General features: G+C 58.3%; 18 protein-coding genes and 1 pseudogene. 14 read left to right on the top strand and 5 right to left on the bottom strand.

Translation table 11 applies throughout. From position 1 onward, the window contains the following. Positions 1-98: 98 nt before the first annotated feature. Positions 99-773 (top strand): annotated as a pseudogene (locus tag ACMGGH_RS19125) (carbohydrate porin); the annotation flags it as partial. Between the two features lie 16 nt (positions 774-789). Here ACMGGH_RS19125 and ACMGGH_RS19120 read toward each other — a convergent pair. Next, on the bottom strand, positions 790-1,746 hold the full coding sequence (locus ACMGGH_RS19120) for an AraC family transcriptional regulator (protein WP_028013503.1): 957 nt from the start codon (positions 1,744-1,746) through the stop codon (positions 790-792). A gap of 115 nt (positions 1,747-1,861) precedes the next feature. Here ACMGGH_RS19120 and ACMGGH_RS19115 point away from each other — a divergent pair, with 115 nt between their 5' ends. Then, positions 1,862-3,049, top strand: a complete 1,188-nt coding sequence (locus ACMGGH_RS19115; protein ID WP_214539673.1) for an MFS transporter — start codon at positions 1,862-1,864, stop codon at positions 3,047-3,049. 40 nt (positions 3,050-3,089) lie between these two features. Here ACMGGH_RS19115 and gap read toward each other — a convergent pair whose 3' ends face one another. Further along, on the bottom strand, positions 3,090-4,100 hold the full coding sequence (gene gap / locus ACMGGH_RS19110) for a type I glyceraldehyde-3-phosphate dehydrogenase (RefSeq protein WP_049138809.1): 1,011 nt from the start codon (positions 4,098-4,100) through the stop codon (positions 3,090-3,092). A 78-nt stretch (positions 4,101-4,178) separates the two neighbouring features. Continuing rightward, on the bottom strand, positions 4,179-5,159 hold the full coding sequence (locus tag ACMGGH_RS19105) for a GlxA family transcriptional regulator (RefSeq protein WP_041909518.1): 981 nt from the start codon (positions 5,157-5,159) through the stop codon (positions 4,179-4,181). Between the two features lie 148 nt (positions 5,160-5,307). Here ACMGGH_RS19105 and ACMGGH_RS19100 point away from each other — a divergent pair, with 148 nt between their 5' ends. Together ACMGGH_RS19100 and ACMGGH_RS19095 are read left to right on the top strand one after the other, a co-directional pair. Next, entirely contained in the window at positions 5,308-6,279 is a 972-nt protein-coding gene (locus ACMGGH_RS19100) for a fatty acid desaturase (RefSeq protein ID WP_232948563.1), read from the top strand. Further along, entirely contained in the window at positions 6,272-7,030 is a 759-nt protein-coding gene (locus ACMGGH_RS19095; RefSeq protein ID WP_049138804.1) for a phosphate/phosphite/phosphonate ABC transporter substrate-binding protein, read from the top strand. Before ACMGGH_RS19100 ends, ACMGGH_RS19095 begins: the two co-directional genes overlap by 8 nt. Here ACMGGH_RS19095 and ACMGGH_RS19090 read toward each other — a convergent pair. After that, entirely contained in the window at positions 7,009-7,905 is an 897-nt protein-coding gene (locus ACMGGH_RS19090) for a LysR family transcriptional regulator (protein WP_232948564.1), read from the bottom strand. The two genes, ACMGGH_RS19095 and ACMGGH_RS19090, sit on opposite strands and share 22 nt — an antisense overlap. Positions 7,906-7,928: 23 nt before the next feature. Beyond that, entirely contained in the window at positions 7,929-10,217 is a 2,289-nt protein-coding gene (locus ACMGGH_RS19085; RefSeq protein ID WP_100170107.1) for an FdhF/YdeP family oxidoreductase, read from the bottom strand. A 978-nt stretch (positions 10,218-11,195) separates the two neighbouring features. Here ACMGGH_RS19085 and ACMGGH_RS19080 point away from each other — a divergent pair. From ACMGGH_RS19080 to ACMGGH_RS19035, 10 genes are all read left to right on the top strand, one after another. After that, the gene (locus ACMGGH_RS19080) at positions 11,196-11,690 is read left to right on the top strand and encodes a hypothetical protein (RefSeq protein WP_048960692.1); all 495 of its coding nucleotides are present in this window, start codon (positions 11,196-11,198) and stop codon (positions 11,688-11,690) included. Between the two features lie 23 nt (positions 11,691-11,713). Further along, positions 11,714-12,217: a type VI secretion system lipoprotein TssJ gene (tssJ, locus tag ACMGGH_RS19075; RefSeq protein ID WP_028013495.1), complete on the top strand. Its 504-nt coding sequence runs from the start codon at positions 11,714-11,716 to the stop codon at positions 12,215-12,217. 28 nt (positions 12,218-12,245) lie between these two features. Further along, positions 12,246-13,589: a type VI secretion system baseplate subunit TssK gene (gene tssK, locus ACMGGH_RS19070; protein ID WP_041909533.1), complete on the top strand. Its 1,344-nt coding sequence runs from the start codon at positions 12,246-12,248 to the stop codon at positions 13,587-13,589. A gap of 17 nt (positions 13,590-13,606) precedes the next feature. After that, positions 13,607-14,845, top strand: coding sequence for a DotU family type VI secretion system protein (locus tag ACMGGH_RS19065; RefSeq protein ID WP_028013493.1), 1,239 nt, complete (start codon positions 13,607-13,609; stop codon positions 14,843-14,845). Between the two features lie 2 nt (positions 14,846-14,847). Next, entirely contained in the window at positions 14,848-18,468 is a 3,621-nt protein-coding gene (gene tssM / locus ACMGGH_RS19060) for a type VI secretion system membrane subunit TssM (RefSeq protein WP_232948565.1), read from the top strand. Between the two features lie 16 nt (positions 18,469-18,484). Continuing rightward, positions 18,485-19,201, top strand: a complete 717-nt coding sequence (gene tagF / locus ACMGGH_RS19055) for a type VI secretion system-associated protein TagF (RefSeq protein ID WP_028013492.1) — start codon at positions 18,485-18,487, stop codon at positions 19,199-19,201. Between the two features lie 11 nt (positions 19,202-19,212). Beyond that, on the top strand, positions 19,213-20,229 hold the full coding sequence (gene tssA / locus ACMGGH_RS19050; RefSeq protein ID WP_192971780.1) for a type VI secretion system protein TssA: 1,017 nt from the start codon (positions 19,213-19,215) through the stop codon (positions 20,227-20,229). Between the two features lie 75 nt (positions 20,230-20,304). Continuing rightward, positions 20,305-20,829, top strand: coding sequence for a type VI secretion system contractile sheath small subunit (gene tssB, locus ACMGGH_RS19045; protein ID WP_022648413.1), 525 nt, complete (start codon positions 20,305-20,307; stop codon positions 20,827-20,829). Positions 20,830-20,832: 3 nt separating this feature from the next. After that, positions 20,833-22,332 carry a type VI secretion system contractile sheath large subunit gene (gene tssC / locus ACMGGH_RS19040; RefSeq protein ID WP_006810956.1) on the top strand — a complete coding sequence of 500 codons (1,500 nt, stop codon included), beginning with the start codon at positions 20,833-20,835 and terminating at the stop codon, positions 22,330-22,332. A 338-nt stretch (positions 22,333-22,670) separates the two neighbouring features. Continuing rightward, a complete protein-coding gene (locus ACMGGH_RS19035) occupies positions 22,671-23,093 on the top strand; it encodes a T6SS amidase immunity protein Tai4 family protein (RefSeq protein WP_232948566.1) in 423 nt (140 codons plus the stop codon). Positions 23,094-23,175: the final 82 nt, after the last annotated feature.

Raw genomic sequence — 23,175 nt, 5'->3', positions numbered from 1 at the left:
AGGCTATGTAGTCGTAATGGCGATGCTCCCTATTTGCGTATTCACTTTTATAATCAGGATGGATTTTATGAAATTAAAAAAAACGGTAATACTGATAAGTGCATTTTATTCCGGCGCTTAGACAGCAGCAGGCAGCACCCGCCGTAGTTGTGCAGTCCGAAGAGCCGGTGAGCAAAGCCGAACCGCCAAAGCTGACGCTTTCAGGGTTTGGTGATATTAAATTTTATGGTGACGTGGAGTTTAATATAGATGCCGCCAGTAAAACAGGCAGTCTGACCTCCATTAAGCAAAGCGCTAATAGCGACTGTGCGCCGGGATATAAAGAACGCTGGGATATTAACGGGCGTAATTTATGAGGTTTTGATGGTTATCGAAAAATGGATAACGGCAATTTTGCCGGATTTTCCGTTCAGCCTCTTGGCGGGAAAATGTATCTCGATGATGCGGTATTCTTCTTCGGTTCTGTGAACGACTGGGAAATTAAAGTCGGACGATCTCTACAGCGACGGCTACGGGTTTACTATGACCTGGGACGGGCTTAAAACCGATCCGGAGAACGGCGTGGTCATGAACCTCAACACCGCTTACCTGGACGCGAAGGGCGAGTACGATATTCATACCATCCATACGATCTGATCCCGAACGTCATGAAGATGAAAAACTTCAACATCTATCTGGGCGCGTATGCGTCCTGGGTCAACGCTTCGCCGAAAGCGGGCGATAAGAAAAACGACGATCGCTACGGTGGCCGCGTGCGCTTTAAATACTCTTTCTATGCCAGCCTGCCGGTCAGACCTCTTCCGGGGCCTGGCCGGCTTCCCGCAGCGTGCCCGGCGCATGGCCAATGATGCGCTTAAAGGCCCGGCTAAACGCAGCCAGCGATCCGTAACCCAGCCGCAGGGCGACCGTTTCAATCGGCTGATTTTCGTGACGAATGTACTGAATCGCCAGCCGCATTCTCAGTTCGCTGAGATACTTTGCCGGGGTCGTCCCCGTCGCGGCCAGAAACCGTTCGGCAAACACGGAGCGTGAGGTGCCCGCTTCTTTCGCCAGATCCGCCACGCTCCAGTTCAGGCCAGGCTGCTGGTGCATGGCGTAAATGGCCCGGCTCAGGCGCGGGTCGCGTAAAACCTGCACCCAGCCGGTGGCTTTACCGCAGCCGCCCTCAACCCAGCCGCGCACAATTAACGCCGCCACCACATCAGCCAGCCGGGCAAGGATCCCGGCGAACCCGGCCTGACGGGTCATGGATTCTCGCTCCATCGCCGCCAGTAGCGGATGAATTTCCGGCCAGGTGGACATCAGCCGGCTGACCATCATCACTTCCGGCATTGCTTTGATCAGCGGCTGCATCCCGCCGAGCTCAAAATCCATACACCCGCTAAAGATGATGGTGTTCTCGCTCTCCGGACAGGGCTCGCAGGTAATGGCGCACACCGAGCCGCAGATAGGTTCGCTCGGAAAAGCGTTCACCGGAGTAATGGCTGCCTGCGCGTCAGAGAGCAGGGCGTGGGCATTCCCGCCAGGAATAAACAGCGCGTCGCCGCCGCTCAGTTCGAAGGTCGCACCGCTCTCCATACGCAGCAGGGCGCTACCGTGGCTCACAAAATGGAACTGCGCCTTACCGGGCGCCTGGTGGAACGCCACGCCAAACGGCGCGCTGGCTTCAATCCGTCGGTATTTCACGCCCGACAGGCGCATGCCGCGTAAGAGTTCGCTGATCAAATCGGGGGACTGAACGGTCATGGCGCAACTCCGGACGAATAATCAATAAGTGGAGATTATATGTCATAGATCGTCCACGGTGAACTCTCTATGCTTTTGCGACAGTTGTCACATTTTTATAACGGGAGAACAACAGATGAATTCATGTGTCGTGGCGAGAGAGTCCGTCGCGCCAGCCAGACCCGCCTGGCGGGCCGTCTATTCACTGGGGCTGGGCGTGTTTGGGTTGATAACGGCTGAGTTCCTGCCAGCCAGTTTGCTGACGCCGATGGCCGCGAGCCTGGGCGTCAGCGAGGGCATGGCCGGGCAGGCCGTCACCGCCACCGCGCTGGTGGCACTGGTCACCGGGCTTCTGATTACGCCGGCGACCAAAAGTATCGACCGTCGCTGGGTACTGATGTTTTTCTCCGTGCTGCAAATCATCTCCAGCCTGCTGGTGGCCTTTGCGCCTACGCTGCACGTCCTGCTGATGGGGCGCCTGCTGTTAGGGGTCGCCATCGGTGGCTTCTGGGCGATGTCGACGGCCACCACGATGCGCCTGGTTCCGACGGATAAAGTGCCGAAGGCGCTGGCGGTGATCTTCTCCAGCGTGTCGATTGCCACCGTGGTTGCTGCCCCGCTGGGGAGCTATCTGGGTAGCCTGATCGGCTGGCGCAACGTCTTTGTGCTCTGCATTCTGCCGAGCGTACTGGCGCTGCTGTGGCAGATCTGGGTGCTGCCGTCCATGAAGCCCGAGAGCAGCGGTAGCCTCAGCACGCTGTTCCGCGTGCTGCGTCGACCGGGCATGATCGGCGGCATGCTGGCCACTATTCTGATCTTCAGCGGCCATTTCGCCTTCTTTACCTACCTGCGCCCGTTCCTGGAAACGGTGGGGCAGGCGAACGTTGAGACCATTTCACTGATCCTGCTGGGCTTTGGGCTGGCGAACTTTGTCGGTACTTCCGTTGCCGGACATCTGCTGGCACGTAATCTACGCCTGACGCTGGCGCTGGTGCCGTTCGCCATGGGCATACTGGCGCTGACGATGGTGGCGTTTGGCCATCTGGCGATGCTGGACGGGTTCCTGGTGGCGCTGTGGGGCTTTGCGTTTGGTCTGGTTCCGGTGGGCTGGTCAACCTGGCTTGCCACCACCGTTCCGGATGAAGCCGAAAGTGCAGGGGGGCTGCTGGTGGCCTCAATCCAGCTGGCGATAAGCGCCGGTGCGGCCGGGGGCGGGGCGGTATTTGACCTTAACGGTGCCAGCGGCGTATTCGCCGGAAGCGGGTTCCTGCTGGTGACGGCGATGGTGATTGTGTTGATGGGCGTGAAAGTGAAAGCGGAATGATTTTTTGCCGGGTGAGCGTTCGCGCCACCCGGCTCCAGGCTTACAGCCCTTTCTTATCCATGAGCACCGCCAGATCCACCAGGCGGTTAGAGAAGCCCCACTCGTTGTCATACCACGCCAGGATCTTCACCATGTTCCCGCCAATCACCAGCGTGGAAAGCCCGTCGATAATGGAGGAGCGCGGGTCGCCCTGGTAGTCGCTGGAGACCAGCGGTTCATCGCTATAGCCCAGGATCCCTTTCAGAGGCCCGCTGGCGGCCGCGTTGCGGAACGCCTCATTCACCTCTTCGGCGGTTACGCTACGGCTGAGCGTTACCGTTAAATCCACAATCGACACCACCGGCACCGGCACGCGCAGGGAGTACCCGGTCAGCTTGCCGTCCAGGGAGGGGATCACTTTGCCCAGCGCTTTCGCCGCGCCGCTGGAGTAAGGCACAATCGACAGCGCCGCCGCGCGCGCGCCGCGCAGATCTTTTTCCGGCTGGTCGTGCAGCGCCTGGCTGTTGGTGTAGGCGTGCGTCGTGTTCATCAGACCATGCTCGATCCCGAACTGCTGATGTAGCACCTGAGCCGCCGGCGCCAGACCGTTAGTGGTACAGCTCCCGTTACTGACGACCACGTGCTGAGCCGGGTCGTAGCGATCGTGGTTCACTCCCATCACAACCGTCAGATCGTCATTCTTGCCGGGCGCGGAGATGATGACGCGCTTTGCGCCACCCTGCGTGACGTGCACCGCCGCTTTTTCCCGATCGGTAAAGAAGCCGGTGGCCTCAATTACCACGTCAACACCAACATCGCGCCACGGAATATTTGCCGGGTCGCGTTCGCTAAACACCACAATCCGCTGACCGTCCACCTGCAGCGCGCCGTCAGCCGCTTCAACGGGCGCGGGCAGTTTGCCCAGAAGGGAATCATGTTTCAGCAGGTGGGCGAGGGTTTTGCTGTCCGTCAGATCGTTAATGGCCACAATCTGAAGATCCGGGTTACCCAGCGCCGCGCGCAGGAAATTACGTCCGATACGGCCGAAACCGTTAATACCGACCTTAACCATGGTGCACTCCTTATCTCTGTTGTCTGGAGTCACTCTAGGCGCGGGGCCGGTTGGCGTAAACGACAAAAAAGGATCAGATTACGCCATCTTGCGGCAGTGGAAGCGCTGGCGGTACTCGCCCGGCGTGAGGTGGAGCTGTTTCTCAAACACGCGGCGCAGGTTAATGCTGGTGCCAAACCCGCTTTGCTCGGCAACCCGCTCAAGGGGATCATGGGTCTGCTCAAGCAGCTGTCGGGCGGCGGCCAGGCGCGCTTCCGTCACGTAACGGGCAGGCGAGACGCCCGCGTCGCGGGTAAAAACCCGGGTGAAATTGCGCGGGCTCATCGCCACCTTTTCGGCCAAATTTTCCACGCACAGGTCGGCGGTGAGGTTCTGCAGGATCCAGGTTTGCAGTTCGCTTATGGGCCCCGATGCGCCAGGCTGCTGCAGGCTATAGCGGCTGAACTGCAGTTGTCCGCCGGGGCGACGCAGATACATCACCATATCCTGCGCCACGTCGCGGGCGAGGGTAAATCCGTAGTCGTCTTCCACCAGCGCCAGGGTCAGATCGAACCCGGAACTCACGCCGCCAGAGGTCCAGATGGGGCCATCCTGAATATACAGCGGGCCGCCTTCGACGTGGATAGCCGGGTACTGGGCTTGCATCGTCTCCAACAGCCGCCAGTGGGTGGTTGCGCGGCGGCCGTCCAGCAAGCCGGTCTGGGCAAGCAGCATCGCGCCCCCGCAAATGGAGGCGACCCGCCGGGCGTGCGGCGCAGCGAGGTGCAGCCAGTCCACCACCGCCGTGCTCTCCTGCTCGTTGATCCCGCGTCCGGTGATGATAATGGTGTCCAGCGGTTCGCGCGGATCCAGCTCCGGCAGACGATAGTCCGCCAGCAGGTTCAGGCCAGACTGGCCGTGGATCACCTGGTGGGGCTGCGTGGTGGCAATGATGATACGGTAGCGGGGCTGGGTAAGCCCTTCCGGATGCAGCCGGTTGGCCTGCATCAGAATGTCGGCGATACCGGCGGCCTCAAACAGCATGCCGCCGTCAGGTACGATAATTAATATTTTCTTCATGTCCTGAAAAGTACCTTTACCACAGAATAAGTCAAGCCGGGCGTGACCCTGCATTTTCGGCAAAGCAAAGCGATTTAAGTTCTTTGTCATTTCAGGCGTTATCCCCGATCGTCAGAGCATTGTCTCTGGCGAAACGGCATCTGAAGGAATGAGTAAACGAAGCTCCCTCTATTTACATCCGCAGCAGCGCAATCACATCCACCGACTTGCATCTGGGGTTCTGTGGCGAAGTGAACTCCCTACGTGGCTGCTGATCGTCATTATCTATACCGGCTGGTTTTCCACGCTAACGTTCTGGCAAACGCTCGGCCTGCTTCCCGCCACGCTGCTGCTTATCTGGTTTACCGCCTGGTACATGTCCCTACAGCATGAGCTGATCCACGGGCATCCCACCCGTTTTGCCTGGCTTAACCAGCTGTTCGGCACGCTCCCTCTGGCCGTCTGGTATCCATACGGCCTGTACCGGGATTCCCATCTGGCCCACCATCGGTACGATAGCCTGACCGATCCGGTGGATGACCCGGAGTCGTATTATTTTACCGAGGCGAGCTGGGCGCGCTTTTCCCCGTGGCAGAAGTGCCTGATCCGGGCCCGGAATACCTTTGCCGGGCGGCTTCTGCTGGCGCCGCTGCTGGATATCGTCCAGACGCTGGGCAGCGCCGGGGCGGCGTTTCGTGATTTTCACCTGCGGGCGATGGCGATGTGGCTGGTTCATGCTCTGCTGCTGGGGGCACTTTTCGCGTGGATGGTGCATCACGGCTTTTCACCCGTCTGGTTTGTGCTGGCGGTAAGCTATCCGGCGCTGGCGCTGACCAAGGTCCGCTCGTTCTACGAACATCGGGCGGCGGACGATCCGCTCGCGCGCTCGGTCATTAACGAGGCCGGGCTAGTCTGGCGGGTGCTGTTTTTGAATCTCAACTACCATTCTATTCACCACGATTTACCGGGCGTTCCCTGGTACGGGTTGCCGACGATCTACCGGCAAAACCGGGAGGCGTACCGGCAGCGTAACCACGGCTTTGTGGTACGGGGCTACGGTGAATGGCTACGCCAGTTCTGGACCCGGCCAGTGGAGGTCACCGTCCATCCCGGAAAACAACAGGAGGAGAGATATGAGTAACCTGCTGGCGTTTCCCATGTACGCCGTGGATCGCGGCGATACCCGCGCGCTCTGGCTGGCGGTGCAGCATCTGCTGGCCGCGCGTGGCGTGCCCGTCGGTGGTGCTCCCGGCTGGCCGGAGTCTGACCTGCTGGCCCACTGGCAACAGCCTGAGCTTATCCTCAGCCAGACATGCGGCTACCCGCTGGTGACGCAGCTACCGGAGGTACAGGTGGTGGGCTGTTTTCACTACACCGCCGCGGGCTGCGAAGGGAGCCAGTACCGCAGTTTTCTGGTAGCGCGCGCGGAGGAAAGGCATCTCACGCTGGCGGATTTTCGCGGACGTCGGGCGGTTTGTAATTCGGAAGATTCGCAGTCCGGCTATAACGCGCTGCGAAAAAAGGTGGCTCCCCTGATTGTTGACGGGCCATTTTTCTCACAAACGTCCTTCAGCGGCAGCCACCGTCAGTCGCTGATTGACGTGCAGCGCGGGAAGAGCGATATCGCCGCCATAGACTGCGTGACCTGGGCGCTGCTGGAGCGTCATGAGCCGGAACGGCTTGCGGGGCTGGCGGCGTTCGATCGAACGCCGCTGACGCCAGGGCTGCCATTAATCACGTCGCGACGCACGTCCCCCGAAACGCTTAGCGCCATTCGCGATGCGCTGCGCGAGCTGGTGAGTGCGCCGGAATACCGGGAGGTCTGCGCCGCAGTGCTGATCGGCGGTTTCAGCGTGGTGACGCGCCAGGCTTACGCCTCCTTGCCCGCGTGATAAATCGCCTGCGCGTCGGTAAAACAGCGCAGCGCCAGCGAAGAGACGGGTTTCTGCCTGCGCATAATCAGGCCGATGGGAGCCTCAATGTTCGCGTCGGCGATGGGGATAATCCTGAAAGTGCTGTTCAGGGCTTCCAGCCCGTTATTCAGCGGCATCACGGCGCAGCATACGCCGCTCTGAACCGCCTGAATGATCTGGAACGTGGAGTCGCTCTCAAAAACGGCCGTCGGTTCGATGCCAGCAGCTTTAAAGCTGGCCTCCATATGCGCCCGGTAGTGCATCCCTTTGGTCAGGAACCCCAGCGGAAAATCCGTCAGGTCGTGCCAGGTCAGCGTCTCCGGGGTAAGCTGGAAATGACGGGTGTCGTGGAGCAGCCCCATCTTCGTTTTAGGAAGCTGAATAATGTCAAACAGGCTGGTGTCGATGCTGTTCAGGTAGCAAATCCCCAGCTCAAGCTGATTGCGGCTGACGCCGTCGGCAATTTGCGCCGAAGACATAGAATAGAGGCTGTAGGTCAGCTCCGGGTACTTTTGCGTAAGCAGGCGGATAAAGATCATCGGATCCACGCTCGCCAGCGGCACCATCCCCAGACGTAATTCTCCCACTACCTGGCCTTTACACAGCGCGGCTTCCGCCTGCAATCCGTCGTGTGCGGCAAGAAGCGCGCGCGCCCATGCGAGAATGCGCTCTCCCTCCGGCGTAAACCCTTCAAAGCGCTGCCCGCGCACGATCAGCACCAGCCCCAGCTCCTCTTCCAGGCTGCGGATGCGCATGGAGAGGGTCGGCTGGGTGATGTTGCACCGCAATGCCGCTTTACCAAAGTGGCGGGTCTCGTCGAGCGCGAGTAAATATTTTAACTGTTTTATGTCCATCACTCTTCTCTGCGCGTAAAGCCTTACAGCATGCGGATCTCTTTCGAGCGCAGGGTAATGCGAACCGGAACCGATTTATACGACGGCGTACCGCTGTCCTTATCGAGATAATCGAGCGGCACCAGCACGTTGGCCTCCGGGTAATACGCGCCGACGGAGCCCGGGGCGATGTTGTACGCCACCACCGTAATATCTTCCAGCCGCTGTGCGCTGCCGGGGAGGGCGGTTTCGATATCCACGCGATCGCCGTGTTCCAGCCCTGACTGCGCCATATCTTCTTCGTTCATAAACAGCACGTCGCGGCGGCCAAATACGCCACGGTAGCGATCGTCCAGGGCGTAAATGGTGGTGTTGTACTGATCGTGGCTGCGCAGCGTGATCAGGCGCAGCACATGCTCGCCTTCACCGCTGGCGTTTTCCTGTACGCCGTCGAAAACCGAGAACATCGCTTTGCCCGTTGCGGTCGGCCAGATACGCTGTGTCGGAGGCAGCGGCATGCGGAAGCCGCCGGGAACACGGATCCGCGCATTGTAGTTCTCAAAGCCCGGAATGGTCTGCTCGATCAAATCGCGGATGCGGTCGTAATCCTCGACCAGCGTCAGCCAGTCCACGCGTGTTTCCGGCAGGGTAGCCTTTGCGAGGCCAGCGACGATGGCAGGCTCCGAACGGAGCAACGGCGAGGCGGGTTTCAGCTTGCCGGAGGAAGCATGCACCATCGACATGGAGTCTTCGACGGTGATGGACTGACGGCCGGTGGCCTGCATATCCAGCTCCGTGCGGCCGAGACACGGGAAAATAAAGGTCTCTTTGCCCACCAGCAGATGGGTACGGTTCAGCTTGGTCCCGACGTGCACGCTCAGATCCAGGTTACCCATCGCCGGGAAACCGTTCTCGTGGTCGGGCATCGCGACGGCAAAGTTACCGCCGAGGCAAATGAGCGCTTTTGCGCGACCGTCGATCATGGCCTGCGTCGCCTGCACCGCATCGTGTCCGTGACGGGAAGGGGGCTCAAAGCCAAACACCTCTTTCAGGCGGTTCAGGAAGGCCGGGGCAGGCTTCTCGCTAATCCCGACGGTCCGGTTCCCCTGAACGTTAGAGTGGCCGCGCAGGGGGCAGATCCCCGCGCCGGGCTTGCCGATATTCCCGCGCAGAAGCAGCAGGTCAGCAATCAGGCGGACGTTCGCCGTGCCTTTATTGTGCTGGGTAATCCCCATTCCGTAAGTAATGATGGTGGCGTTTGATTTGGCATAGGCCTCGGCCACCTTTTTGAGCGCCGCCTGGCTGAGCCCCGACTCGCGCTCAATGTCGTCCCAACGGGTCTGCGCGATATCGGCGGCAAAATCTTCAATACCCCGGGTGTGTTCTGCAATAAACGCGCGGTCAAGCACGTCACCGCGTTCGGCCTCCATCTCCAGAAGGTGTTTAGCAATGCCTTTCAGCGCGGCGGCATCGCCCCCGGCCTTCACCTGGAAGTAGGTAGAGGCGATGTCCGTAGAGCCATAGGTTGCCATTTCAATCACGCTTTGCGGGTCGGCAAAACGTTCGAGGGCGCGCTCGCGCAGCGGGTTGAAAACGATAATCGGCACATTGCGACGCGCCAGCTCGTGCAGGGTACCCATCATTCGCGGATGGTTGGTGCCGGGGTTGTGACCGATGGAGATCACCAGCTCAGTCTTGTCGAAATCGTCCAGCGAGACGGTGCCTTTCCCAATTCCGATGGAGCGCGGCAAGCCGACGCTGGTGGCCTCGTGACACATATTCGAGCAGTCCGGGAAATTATTGGTGCCGTACTCGCGGGCGAACAGCTGGAACAGATACGCCGCTTCGTTGGAGGCGCGCCCGGAAGTATAGAACTCGACCTGGTCCGGTTCGAGCCCGCGCAATATTTCCCCGATGCGTTGAAACGCTTCGTCCCAGTCGACGGGCCGGAAGGTATCGCTGGCCCGGTCATAGCGCAGCGGATGCGTCAGACGACCGTAACCTTCCAGCTCAAAGTCTGATTTAGCCAGCAGCGAGGAGACGCTGTTTTCCGCCAGAAAATCGGGCGTCACGCGCTTACTGGTCGCTTCCCAGGTCACCGCTTTCGCGCCGTTCTCGCAGAACTGGAATGTCGACTTGTGCTCTTTATCGGGCCACGCGCAGCCGGGGCAGTCAAAACCGTCCGGCTGGTTGGTGCGCAGCAGCGTCGCGGGAGCGTCCAGGGTATCCATTTGGGTACGTACCGCAATGGCCGTCGCCTTCAACGCGCCCCAGCCGCCGGCAGGACCATCGTAGTGTCTGATACCGGGAACTGAGCGTCTTTTCGTGTTCATACTGACTCCTGACGTGTTTGGTCGCGCAACGGCTGGGTAATAAGCAAAAGCAATGACTGGCGGAGATGGAAATCCACGCGGTCGAGTTACGGCTCTTGCCTGTAATTATCTTTATAACAATGAGTTAAAAATGTTGGCATGCAACTATTTAAAGAAATTATAACGAAATTTTATCATTTTAATAATAAATTGTATCTATCATCCGGTAGGCAGGATAGATAGCGTCGAGAGAGAAAGCATGTAGCGCAGGTAAAATTTCGAATGAAAGATACGGCCGCTCAAAAGTGGAAACATGGTGGCTGACAGGCGCTGTAGCAACGTCGGTATTCGAAATAGTGACGAGAAAGTTTACTCAGGCTTAATGATTAATGGAAATGTATAATCACTTACAGGGTTATTATCACAACATGAAATATAAGTTATTTTGAGTCGTGAAATTAAAGGCGCAGTCAATAAGTTAAATAGCGATGGTGTCGTCAGGTGATGCGGCAATATTAAACATACCCTGTTAGTGCAACAAATAATTCATCGTCGATATCTTCTTCTGATATCACCAAAACGACATTTCTACTAATTATGGTAGTGGCGATAATAGCATTATTGCGTTAATGAAATCCGTTCTCTTTTGAATTTTATGCTTTAATAACAGCGTGTTATATCATTAGCAGGTGTTGAAATAAGTAGATCCAGGCCATGTCGGGTTTTTTTATCAGATTAATCCTATAATGTTTTGGCTGCTTCAATTACCACCACTTACGCTGCGGTAAATATTGAATTGAAGCAAAGCTCATGTAAACTTGTTTACCGTTTGTCAAAATATGTCAGGAAGACGCTGGGCCTTATTCTGAAGGGCTCGTGCGGTAGCTATGCCTTTAAATTAGTAACACCCCGAAATTATCCTGACTATTTTAACAATAGCACCTAAGTCAAATTTCATCCCCTTATCTCCATCATCAAAATATCGCTACGGAAAAGCATATGAAAATGCGCGTACTGTTTTCACTTCTGTTTGTAATGGCGGTGGCGGGCTGTAAAGCGCCACAGAAACCGGCAATCACCGACGACACGATCGTGACCAGCCAGGTCAACGGTGTCACCCTGACCCACCGTCACGCCGTGGTGCCGCCAACGGAATTCGCCCAGCTCAACGAGCCTTATCGTGCCATGTACCCGGCCTCCCTGATGAGCCGTCCTGATTTTGGCGGAAAGGTTATCCGTACGCTGGAAACCGGAAAAACCTATGTAGTGCTGGGGCAGGTTGAACACTACTGGATGGCGCTCGCCGATGAGGGGAACGACCAGCTGATTGGCTACGTCCCGATGCGTGCCGTTATCAAAGCCGACCAGTACGAAGCCACCGTCCGCAAACAGGCCATTCGTCCTAAGGTGCGTAAAAAAGCGACCTGCGTCGATGTGGATGGCAACAGCAAAGCCTGCAAAGACAGCGCTAACGGTACCTGGATCCTGAACTAAACGGCTTTCGTGGGCGTATTTTTATGAATAATAAAAAGTTTCATCGGCTGTGGTTAGTCTTTTACGCGGCGATTTTCGCCCTTGTCAGTGGTTGTACGTCGTCTTCACACAGCGACCCTTCCCGCTACAATCTGCAGTTTCAGGCTCATCCACAAATCAATGATTCTGCGCCACTTAAAGTCCGGGTGCTGTTGTTGAAATCCGATGCGGATTTCATGTCCAGCGACTTCTATTCCCTGCAGAACAACGCGTCAGCAACGCTTGGCGCGAATCTGCTGAACAGCGACGTTTTCTTCCTGATGCCGGGACAGCTGTCCAAAACCCTCAGCGGTCAGAGCGATCCTGAGGCGCGTTATATCGGCGTGATGGCGGAATATCAGAAGCTGGACGGTAAAAAATGGCGCGTTTCACTCCCGCTGCCTGTGCCAGGCGAAAATCATATCTACCAGTTCTGGAAATGGTCCGCGGATGAACTCCAGGCCAACGTTTTTCTCGACGTAAACGGCATTCGGGTCATCAGCCAGTAACGCGCTTCACAACAGGAAACACATCATCATGACCAAAGCAGAAAAGGTCGTCTGGACCGAAGGCATGTTCCTGCGTCCACACCATTTTCAGCGGACTGAAAGTTATCTGCTCAACCATGTTCGTGAGTGGGGTGCGCTGCAGCGTTCCTATCTCTGGGGCTTTCTCGACGTAGAACTGGACGAAGCGATGCTTCGCCAGGGCTGCATTGCCCTGAGCTACTGCAGCGGGTTACTGCCGGACGGCACCTTTTTCCAGGTCCGCAACGGACGCAATGGTCCCGCGCCGCTAAAAATTCCTGACAATCTCACCAACGAAAAGGTGGTGCTCGCGCTGCCGGTTCGTCGTGGCGAGCGGGAAGAGGTGATTTTCAGCGAAGAGCCTGCCTCGCTGGCCCGCTTCGTCGCGTTTGAGCAGGAGGTGGAGGACGATAACGCCATGTCGGTGGGGGATGCCACCGTCCAGTTTGGCCGCCTGCGCCTGACGCTGATGCTGGAAAAAGACCTCACGGCAGAATGGACATCCATCGGCGTGGCGTTTGTGACTGAAAAACGCAACGACAACCACGTGCGGCTGGATAACAGCTACATCCCGCCGATGCTGAACGCCAATAACAGCCCGCAGATCTACAGCATGATCAACGATCTGCACGGTTTGCTGGTGCAGCGCAGCCAGCAGATTGGCGGCCGCCTGCGTCAGCCTGGCCGCTTTAACACCTCTGAACTGATTGAATTTACGCTGCTTTCGCTCGTGAACCGTCATCTGGGCGAAGTTTCACATTTAAAAACGCTGCCGCTGCTGCACCCGGAAACGCTCTGGCGCAGCTGGCTGCCGTTTGCCACCGAGCTCACGACCTGGACGTCGCAGCGCACCACCGAGAGCGTGCTGCCGATCTACGATCACGACGATCTGGCGAACTGCTTCAGCAAGCTGATGCTGATGCTGCGCCAGGGGCTGTCGCTGGTGATGGAAGACCACGCCATTCAGCTGCCGCTTAACGAGCGCTCGCATGGCCTGAACATCGCCACTGTTCCTGAAACCAGCATGGTGCGCGAATTTGGCTTCGTGCTGGCGGTGAAAGCCAACGTGCCGGGCGAACACCTGCAAACCCACTTCCCGGCGCAGATGAAAATTGCCCCGGTCTCGAAAATTCGCGATCTGGTTCAGCTGCAGCTGCCGGGCATTATGCTGCGCGCCATGCCGGTCGCACCGCCGCAGATCCCGTGGCATGCCGGCTACAGCTACTTCGAGCTGGAGAAGGGCAGCGAGCTGTGGCACGAGATGGATAAGTCCGGCGCATTCGCCCTGCACCTTGCAGGGGAGTTCCCGGGGCTGGATATGGAGTTTTGGGCCATCCGTAGCCCGACAGAATAATAAAGCGAGCGCTTAATATGCAGGAACGACAGGATAGCGGCAGTGATGCCGCGTTTACCGGAGCCAGTAGCAACAATCAGCTGGTGGCGGCCGCCAATCCGCTGCTCAACGCGATTCCGCAGATCCGTCATTCGGTATCACATGACGATCAGGTGGCGTTACGCCAGCGCCTGATCGATGAGATTCGCCGTTTTGAAGTCCGCTGCCAGCAGGCGGGGCTGCCCTACGAAGTGATCGTCGGGGCGCGCTACTGCCTGTGCACGGCGCTGGACGAGGCCGCCGCGCTGACTCCCTGGGGCAGCAGCGGCGTCTGGTCCAGCAATGGCCTGCTGGTAACGTTCCATAACGAAACCTGGGGCGGCGAAAAGTTCTTCCAGCTGCTGGCGCGCCTGTCGCAGAACCCGCGCGAGCATATCCTGCTGCTGGAGATGATCAACTACTGCCTGCTGCTCGGCTTCGAGGGGCGCTATCGGGTGCTGGACAATGGCCGCACCCAGCTTGAAACCATCAAGCAGCGGCTGTGGCAAATGATCCGCGGCGTGCGCGGCAGCTATCCGCCGCCGCTTTCTCCCCATCCGGAAGATCGTCCGGTGCTGCGCAAGCTCTGGCGGCCGATGGTTCCCCTGTGGGCCTGCGTAGCGCTGGCCGGGTTTATCGCCTGCCTGTTTTATATCGTGCTTAACTGGCGCCTTGGCGACAACACCAACCCGGTGCTGGCGAAGATTTATCAGTCCCAGCTGCCGGAAACCACCATCCAGCAGCCGGCGCGTCAGCTGCCCGCGGTGCTTAACCTGCGCGGCTTCCTGAAGCCTGAAATTGAGGCGGGCCTGGTGGCGGTAAAAGACCAGGCAGATCGCAGCGTCGTGATCCTGAAGGGCGACGGGCTGTTTGCCTCCGCCTCGACCGTCGTGCGCGACCGCTATGAACCGGTCATCAACCGCATTGCGCAGGCGATGAACAACGTCAGCGGCAAAATTCTGGTGGTGGGCTACAGCGATAACGTGCCGATCCGCAGTGCGCGCTTTGCCTCTAACTACGAGCTCTCACTGGAACGCGCGCGCTCCGTACAGAAAATGCTGCAGGGAAGCCTCTCTCAGCCTGGCCGCGTGAAGGCGGAAGGGCGGGGCGAGATTAACCCGGTGGCGCCGAACACGACGCCGGAAAACCGCGCCCGTAACCGCCGTGTGGAAATTACTCTGCTGGTGTCGCCTGAAAACACCCAGGCCGAGCTGAACGGATTGCCGCAAGGAAACTAAGGATGCTGACTACACTTCTTTCCATTCTGACCAACCGCATTCTGTGGAGCTTCCTCGGCGTAACGGCGCTGGCGGCGGTGATCTGGATGATTGGCCCTCTGCTGTCCATCGTGGACACCCGACCGCTCGAATCCGAACAGAACCGCATCATCAGTATCGCCGTGGTCTACCTGCTGTGGGCGCAGGGCCATATTCTGCCGCGCCTTTATAACGCCTGGTTGAACCGCAAGCTGATGGACAAGCTCAACGAGAACACCACCAGCCCGGAGGCGGCGGATCCGCAGCAGCGCCTGAACAGTGAGGAGCAGATCCTCGCCAGCCGTTTTGATGAAGCCGCGCAGATGCTTAAAAAAGCGCACTTCAGCAAAGCGGGCCAGGGCGCTCAGTGGACCCAGCGCTTCAGCACGCAATATCTCTATCAACTGCCGTGGTACGTCATTATCGGCGCGCCGGGCTCCGGTAAAACCACGGCGCTGGTGAACTCCGGGCTGCAGTTCCCGCTGGCCGACCGTTTTGGTAAGACCGCGCTGCGCGGTATTGGCGGCACGCGCAACTGCGACTGGTGGTTCACCAACGAGGCCGTGCTGCTGGACACCGCGGGTCGCTATACCACCCAGGAGAGCGAGCAGGCACAGGATGCCGGTGAGTGGCTGCAGTTCATGGGGCTACTGCGCAAGTACCGTCGCCGCCAGCCGATCAACGGCGTCATCGTCACGATCAGCATTTCGGACCTGCTGACCCAGTCTCCCGAGGCGTCCCGCCAGCAGGCGGTGAACCTGCGCCAGCGCCTGTCCGAGCTGCATGAACAGCTGGGTATCCGCTTCCCGGTGTACGTGATGGTGACCAAGGCCGACCTGCTTAAAGGCTTCCGCGCCTGGTTTGCCGACTACGATAAAGCGCAGCGCGACCAGATCTGGGGCTTCACGCTGCCGTGGGAGCAGACCAAACACGCCGATTACGACCTGATGGGCAACTTCCAGCAGGAATTTTCTCTGTTACAGCAGCGTCTTGATGCCGGGCTGCCGGAAACCATGCTCAAAGAGCATGACGCGAAAACCCGCGCCGAAGCGTATCTCTTCCCGCAGGAGTTCGCCGCGCTGCGTCCGCTGCTGGCGGACTACCTGAGCACGGTCTTTGCGCGCTCCAACTTCGAAACTGAGTTCTCCCCGCGCGGGATCTACTTCGCCAGCGGGACGCAGGAAGGCATGCCGTTTGACCGCGTAATGGGCGAACTGAACCGCGCGCTCTCCCTGCCGGAAGGGGCAGAGCGCGATAACTGGGATTCGGTCAGTAAAGAAGCCCCAATCCCGGGCGCGAAGGGCCAGAGTTTCTTCATCAAGAACCTGCTGCAAAACGTTATTTTCCAGGAAGCCGGGATCGCCGGGGAAAACCGCTGGTGGGAACTGCGCAACCGGGCGGTGATCTGGTCCGGCTACGTGGCGCTGCTGGCCCTGCTGGCGATCCTCGGCGGGCTGTGGCTGACCAGCTATGCTAAAAACAAGGCCTATCTGGAAGAGGTGGATGCGAAGGTGCCACTGCTGGACCAGCAGAGCAAAGCGTTGCAGAACCAGCCGCAGCGTGACCTGTTCGATCTGCTGCCGTTGCTGAATGGCCTGGTGGACCTGCCGAAAAGCGACGCGTTTGATGTCAACGATCCGCCAGTCTCCCGCCGCATGGGGCTTTACCGTGGGGATGACGTCAGCGATGCTTCGCAGTCCCTGTACCAGAAGGCGCTGGATCAGCTGCTGTTGCCCGCCGTTGCTATGCACATCACCACCTGGCTGCGCAACGATAACGGCAGCGACGTGGAGTACAGCTACGAGGCGCTGAAAGCCTATCAGATGCTCTATCAGCCGAAGCACTACGACGGCAAATTCCTGCACTCCTGGGTGATGCTCAACCTGCAGCGCAACCTGCCGCAAAACGTCACGAAGGCGCAACTGCAGCAGCTCGAATGGCACCTCACCCAGCTGCTGGAGCCGAAAATTCAGGCCTCGCCGTACGCGCAGGACGAATCCCTGGTGGCGCGTGAAAGAGCGCTGATCAACCAGCAGCCGCTTTCAACCCGCGTCTACGGTCGCCTGAAGCGCCTGCTGGAACATGACGACAACCTCAAACCGGTCTCCCTTTCCGACCTGGGCGGGCCACAGAGCGAGCTGGTGTTTTCCCGTAAAAGCGGTAAGCCGGTGAGCGAAGGGGTGCCGGGTCTTTATACGCCGGACGGTTACTGGAAAAGCTTTAACAGCCAGATTGACAGCGTAACGACCGCTCTGCATGAAGACGACGCCTGGGTGCTGGGCGCCGCGACCGCGCAGGAAGATAAACAGCAGATCGATAACGCCGTACGCCAGCTCTACATGCGCGACTTTATCGCGAACTGGGATCGCTTTCTCGCCGACATCCAGCTTAACAACAGCGCCGATCTCTCCCAGCGCATCAACACTGCGCGCCTGCTCTCTGGCGCAAACTCGCCCCTGCGCCGTCTGGTGCAGAACCTGAGCCAGGTGCTGACGCTCTCCCGGGATACCCCGGCACCGGAAGATGCCGGTAAAGCGCAGGCGCAGAGCAACCGCGCCACCCGCACGCTGGAAGCGCTGTTCAGCAATAATGACAATGCCCCGACGCAGGCTGCCGCGATTACTCAGGCGCCGGAGCAGCTGGTGACGGACCACTACGCGCCGATGATTGAGCTGGCCCAGCCGCTGGAAAAGGGTGGCAAGACCATCGTGTTTGACGATTTTCTCAAGCAGGTGGATGAGCTTTATCGTTACCTGACCGCCGTGCAGGACGCCGCCAACAGCGGTATGCCGGCGCCGGGCGGCGAGGCGATCAGCCGTCTGCAGGCCAGCGCCGGTCGACTGCCGGGCGGATTGCAAACCATGTTCAGCAACATGGCGGTGGGGGCCAGTAGCGATACCCAGCGCCGCGATCTGGAAAACGTGCGTAAGCGGATCAACGTTGAAGTCGGCGGTTTCTGCCGTCAGGCGATCGCCGGTCGCTACCCGCTGGTGCGCAGCGCCAGCACTGAGGTCACTCCGGACGATCTCGCCCGCATGTTCGCGCCGGGCACCGGGCTGATGGATACCTTCTTTCGCGACAACCTGACCAGCAAAGTGGATACGACGCAGGCAAACTGGCGCTTTATGCCGGGTATCGACGGTAAAACCCTGCCGGGCAGCGAAGGGCTGCTGAGACCGTTCCAGCAGGCCCAGTCGATTCGCGACGCCTTCTTTGCTAACGGCGCAACCACGCCGTCTTTCAAGGTGACGGTTCGCACCGTGCGAATGGATAACACCATTCTGAACCTGACGCTGGATGTCGACGGCCAGCTGCTGCGTTACAGCCACGGTCCGCAGGCGGTGCAGATCATGAACTGGCCGGGGCCGGGCGGCACCAACCAGGTCCGTATGCAGCTGGGTCTGGCTAACGGCAGCACCGCGACGCTTGTGACCAACGGCTCCTGGGCGCTCAACCGCTTTTTTGACAAAGCGAGCACCAGTCCGGGCGCGGGTAGCCTGAGCCGTCAGGCCACCTTCAACGTCGACGGACATCAGGTCACGCTGGAGTTTGCGCCGAACAGCATCCGCAACCCGTTCCAGCTTCCCCGTTTTTCATGCCCATAACCGCAAGGACAGCCGTATGACGAATACCCCTGCGATGAACCGCTACAGCTGGTATGGCAAATTACCCAGCGCCGGAGATTTCCTGCAGCGTCGCTTTCCTGACACCTTACAGCGCCAGTGGTCGCACTGGTTTCAGGTTGGCCTGCTGGCCTGGCAGCAGGAAGAGCAGCGCAGCGGCGAGCGCCAGTTCACCAAAGCTCCGGTCTGGAATTTCGTCGTCCCGCCGATGCTGGGCAGCCAGATGATCCAGATGGGCTGCCTGCTGCCCGGCCGCGACAGCGTTGGCCGACAGTACCCGGTCTGCATTCAGCTGAGCTTCGCCCCGTCAGAGTGGTCGACCAGCCTGCTCAGCCAGGCGGAGAGCTGGTATCAGCAAATTGGTCGTCTGGGGCTGCACGCGGTGCGTAACAGCTTTTCCGCCTCGCAGCTGGATGAGATGCTGATGTCCATTCCGGCGCCGCAGCCCGTCGAGCCGCAGAAGCGCTCTGACATCCTCGACGTCATTGGCTACGACGAGGACGGCCAAAGCACGCTGGGCTGGCCGCAGGCGGCAGAGTGCTTTGACCCGCTGCGTCAGACCAGCTACTGGTGGACCAACCGCTGCGACGGTTACCCGCTGTACACCCACGTTCACAGCGGCAACTTCACCGGCCAGCTTTTTACCCTGCTGTTCGACCCGGCAGGGGGCGCCCGCCCGGGGCGTCACGGTCTCTATCCGCCTATGTTTGAATAAGCAGGGATCTCATGAATATCGAAGAATTTCTCGCGCCAATAAGTCCCGACAAGCCCTGTGGCGACAATCTGGAATATGACGCTGATTTCCAGGCGATGAACCAGGCCAGTCAGGGCAAAGCGGAACAGCAGTTTGGCGACACCATCATCCCGGCAGAGCCTGCGGACTGGAACACGGTAGAAAAATTCGCTACCAGCCTGCTGAGCCGCACCAAAGATCTTCGCGTGATGCTGGCGTTAACCCACGCCTGGACCCGCCGTCGCGGTCTTGCAGGCTACGCCGACGGACTGTTGCTGGTGCAGGAAGCTATCGCGCGCTACTGGGAGCCGCTCTATCCGCTGCTGGAAGAGTATGGCGAAACCGACCCGTTCTATCGCATTAACGCTCTGGCAGGGCTGAGCGATAAATCCGAGCTCACCGTCGCGGTACGTAACGCCTCGCTGCTGCGTTCAAACGGCGATGAAATTTCGCTGCGTGACGCCCAGGCGCTGCTGGACGGCAGTAAAACCGAATGTCCAGACTATCCCGGCGGCCGTCCAAGACTGATTGACGAACTGGCCCGCGGCGACCAGCCGGGGACCACAGCGGTCATTGTGATTAACGAACGACTGCTGGCCATCCGCGAGCTGCTCACCGGGCATCTCGGTGAAAGCGGCGTACCGGAAATGGAACAGCTGTTGAAAACCGTGGGGCTGGTCGCCAGCGCGTGTCAGGTGACCGACATCAGCAAGCTGCTGCCGAACCGTGAAGCGCAGGCTGAACAGCACGCTGAGCCGCAGCCTGCGGCAGCGCAGCCCGTTCAGCCAGTCACCGACTGGCGCAGCGTGCAGGTTACCAGCCGCGCCGACGCGCAGCTAATGCTGGAAAAAGCGAAGCAGTACTTTGCGCAGTACGAACCGAGCCACCCCGCGCCGCTGATGATTGAACGGGTGCAGCGGCTGTCAGAACTTAACTTTATGGACATTATTCGCGACCTGGCGCCAGACGGCGTTAACCAACTGGAAAACATCTTTGGACGCCGCGAATGACGCGTCCTGGCATTATGACGACAGGCATGGAGTCTGCCGTTTCACCTTCACCGCGCATCTTTGATGGAGAACATCATGGCAATGAGTAACAGTGGACAGAAATTCATCGCACGCAACCGTGCTCCCCGCGTGCAGATCGAATACGACGTAGAGATCTACGGTGCAGAACGCAAAATTCAGCTGCCGTTTGTGATGGGCGTTATGGCCGATCTGGTTGGCAAGCCGGTGGAAAACCTGCCAGCCGTCGACGAGCGTAAATTCCTGGAAATCGACATCGATAACTTCGATGAACGCATGAAGGCACTGAAGCCGCGCGTGGCGTTCCAGGTTGATAACACCCTGACCGGCGAAGGTAAGCTCAACGTCGATCTGACCTTCGACAGCATGGACGACTTCCTGCCGGACGCGGTGGCCCGCAAAGTCGAGCCGCTGAACAAGCTGCTGGAGGCGCGCACGCAGCTCTCTAACCTGCTGACCTACATGGACGGCAAAAACGGTGCGGAAGAGCTGATCGCAAAAATCCTTCAGGATCCGACGCTGCTCAAATCCCTGAGCCAGATGCCAAAAAATGACGAAAGCGCGAAAGGTAGCGAGGAATAATCGATGAGCAACCAGACTCAACAACACGATCAGCAGGCGGGTCAGGCGTTCAGCCAGGATGAGTTCAGCGCGCTGCTGAACAAAGAGTTCCGCCCGAAAACCGATCAGGCGCGTTCCGCCGTGGAGAGTGCGGTCAAGACCCTGGCGCAGCAGGCGCTGGAAAATACCGTCACCTTCTCGAACGACACCTACCGCACCATTCAGAACCTGATTGCCGGTATCGACGAGCAGCTCTCCCAGCAGGTGAACCAGATCATTCACCACGAAGAGTTTCAGAAGCTGGAGAGCGCCTGGCGCGGCCTGAGCTACCTGGTCAACAATACCGAAACTGACGAGATGCTGAAGATCCGCTTTATGAGCATCTCCAAGCAGGAGCTGGGCCGCACCCTGAAACGTTACAAGGGCGTGGGCTGGGACCAGAGCCCGATCTTCAAGAAAATCTACGAGCAGGAGTACGGTCAGTTCGGCGGCGAGCCGTTTGGCTGCATCGTCGGCGACTATTACTTCGACCACAGCCCGCAGGACGTTGAGCTGCTGGGGGAAATGGCGCGCATTGGCTCTGCGGCGCACTGTCCGTTCATTACCGGTACCGCGCCGGGCGTGATGCAGATGGAGTCCTGGCAGGAGCTGGCTAACCCGCGCGATCTGACCAAGATCTTCCAGAACACCGAATACGCCGCCTGGCGTTCACTGCGTGAATCCGAAGACGCCCGCTATCTGGGGCTGGTGATGCCGCGCTTCCTGTCGCGCCTGCCGTACGGCATTCGCACTAACCCGGTGGACAGCTTTGACTTTGAAGAGCAGACCGACGGCGCAAACCACAACAGCTACTCGTGGGCGAACGCGGCCTATGCGATGGCCGCCAACATCAACCGTTCCTTCAAAGAGTACGGCTGGTGCACCTCGATTCGCGGCGTGGAGTCCGGCGGGGCGGTGGAAAACCTGCCGTGCCATACCTTCCCGAGCGATGACGGCGGCGTGGACATGAAGTGCCCGACCGAGATCGCCATCAGCGATCGTCGCGAAGCCGAGCTGGCAAAAAACGGCTTTATGCCGCTGGTACACCGCAAAAACTCCGACTTTGCCGCCTTCATCGGCGCGCAGTCCCTGCAAAAACCGGCGGAGTACCACGATCCGGATGCGACCGCCAACGCGCGCCTGGCATCACGCCTGCCGTACCTGTTCGCCTGCTGCCGCTTTGCCCACTACCTGAAGTGCATCGTGCGCGACAAAATCGGCTCCTTCCGCGAGCGCGAAGAGATGGAGCGCTGGCTGAACGACTGGGTGATGAACTACGTCGACGGTGACCCGGCTAACTCCTCCCAGGAGACCAAGTCCCGCAAACCGCTGGCGGCTGCGGAAGTTCAGGTGCAGGAGATTGAAGACAACCCGGGCTACTACGCCGCGAAGTTCTTCCTGCGTCCACACTACCAGCTGGAAGGTCTGACCGTTTCTCTGCGTCTGGTTTCTAAACTGCCGTCGCTGAAGACGAAAGACGCGTGATGACGATTGCCGGCCCGCAGGGGCCGGCAGCTTTACTGTTAATTCGAGATAGCTAATGAATTTACCTTCAAAAACGATAACAAGAAAATTCATCAGCTATTTAATCAGTTATACATTGCTCATTATTTCATTCATGCTATTTGTGACAGTATCTGGCTACTATTTATTTATATTTAACTGGCCGGACGATGTCCGGCAAATCGTAATGCATGGATCCTTATGTACTGGACTTAATGCATTAGCGATAGGTATATACGTTGTTGCAGAGAAGCGGAAAGAGAAATGTTAGTTCCTCATGCTGGTCAGTGTGTTACTGAGTATATAGAAAAGGATATCAGATGAAATATTTGGGTTATCTCCTCGTGTTTATGACTTCTTATGTAAATGCCGGAAATAGCTATCCTGATTTTTATCATAAGCAAACATACCGGCAGGTTTTAAAAGATTTAGTTCTGGCGCGCTGCCTTGCGCAGGTGGCAGATAAAGGCAGTAAGTTTTCTGCTGATGCGGCTCGCAGTGCGAGTGCATTCATTGAATGGATTCCTTTTGATGCCGAAAATGGCACGGATAAAGTGAATGTCCTCATTGGGAAATATATAAATCAAATTAACGGATTTCATTCAGAGCGAAAACCCGATATCAAAGGCGTAACCTTAAACTGTTTACGACTTTATCACAGCGACGAACTTAACGAACTTGCACCTCAGTTAATCATCGGAAATCCTGACCGCACCTGGTTACAGGATAATCCACAAGAGTAAAAGACTTCACATTCTTTCCTTTCATTCAGGGGGAATGTAAGACTGTCAAATGACATGGGTCGTTTGATATGAGGCAGAGGTA

Origin of the sequence: Enterobacter sp. BNK-16, from assembly GCF_048684955.1 — a bacterium.
GTDB classification, from domain to species: Bacteria; Pseudomonadota; Gammaproteobacteria; order Enterobacterales; family Enterobacteriaceae; genus Enterobacter; species Enterobacter bugandensis.
The sequence above is the reverse complement of the archived record's forward strand: the minus strand, read 5'-3'. Positions and strand labels throughout refer to the sequence as shown.